The 1,174-nt window shown below is 60.6% G+C and carries 1 protein-coding gene; it reads right to left on the bottom strand.

Going from position 1 to position 1,174, the window contains the following annotated elements; translation table 11 throughout:
• Positions 1 to 218: 218 nt before the first annotated feature.
• A complete protein-coding gene (locus tag FDP28_RS20380; RefSeq protein WP_186313733.1) occupies positions 219 to 803 on the bottom strand; it encodes an HhH-GPD-type base excision DNA repair protein in 585 nt (194 codons plus the stop codon).
• Positions 804 to 1,174 lie beyond the last annotated feature (371 nt).

Genomic DNA, 1,174 nt, shown 5'->3' with positions numbered 1-1,174 from the left:
CCGGGAGGGTGTGGGAGAGTAGGACACCGCCGGACAACCATTAGGTCGAGACCCCCCAACCCACACCGGGTTGGGGGTCTCCCACATTAACCACCACAACCCACCAGTTCACCACCACAACGCGCCAGCAAAAGGGCCCCAACCACGACGGTTGGGGCCTTTGGTCTTTAACGACGGTTGGGGCGTCTGGTCTATAATGCTTGATCGCCGGGGCCTGGTCAGGGGGTGGGTGCTTTCGCTGTTTTCGCGGCGGCTTTTGCTGCTTGTTTGCTGGCGCGGACTTTGGCCAGGGATTCCGGGTCGGTGATGTCGGCCACGGAGAGGTAGGATCCTTCCTTCCCGTAGTGGCCGGCGGCTTCTTGCCATCCGGGAGCTGTCAGGGCGCATTGTTTGCCCAGCAGCGCCAGGAAGATCTTGGCTTTTTGTTCGCCAAAACCTGGCAGGGCCTGGAGCCGGCGGAGCACCTCGGGGCCGTCGGGGTTGCCTTTTGTCCAGATCGCGGATGCGTCTGCGTCCCAGTCATTGTCCACGGCGGCTGCGAGGGCCTGGACCCTTCCTGCCATCGAGCCGGGAAAGCGGTGGACTGCCGGCCTCTCCTTGAACAGTTCGACGAAACCGGCAGGGTCCTGTGCTGCGACAACGCGCGGTTCCAGGGTCCCGAGCCGGGTGCGGATCTTTTCCGGACCCGCAAATGCGGACTCCATGGTGACCTGTTGATCCAGCAGCATGCCCGTCAGCAGGGCAAACGAGTCTTCACTGAGGAGTTTGTCCGCGGCGGCGTCGCCGGTGATGTGCAGTTCCATGCCTCCTATCCTCCCACCGGCAGGCGGCCTCCGTCATGGCGGTGTTGTGGTGGTGTTGTGGTGGTGTTCGACGGCGGTGTGGTGGGGTTTTGGGGGGTGGTTTGGGGGTGGTGGGTGGTGGATTTGCGTTGGGGTTGTGGGGCGTGTATTGTTTTCTGAGTCGCCGGGTGCGAAACGGAAAGCCGGAAGGTGTGTACGGTTCGGTAGGCGGCCAAAAATAACTCTTCTTTTCCAATGGCCCTGTTGTGGTGCGCTGCTTTGTGTGGTGTTCCGGTCGGGGTGATGTTTTGGGGGGTCTGTTGTTTGAGAACTCAATAGTGTGCCAAGTTTGTTGATACCGATTGTTTTTTGATTGGTTGAAATTTTGCTGG

Source organism: Paenarthrobacter nicotinovorans (genome assembly GCF_007670255.1).
Classification (GTDB): Bacteria; Actinomycetota; Actinomycetes; order Actinomycetales; family Micrococcaceae; genus Arthrobacter; species Arthrobacter nicotinovorans_B.
This window is presented reverse-complemented; position numbering and strand designations above follow the sequence as displayed.

What these genes read in the sequence shown, in the direction of transcription:
- FDP28_RS20380 (WP_186313733.1), bottom strand. Translation starts at nt 803, where the DNA reads ATGGAACTGCACATCACCGGCGACGCCGCCGCGGACAAACTCCTCAGT.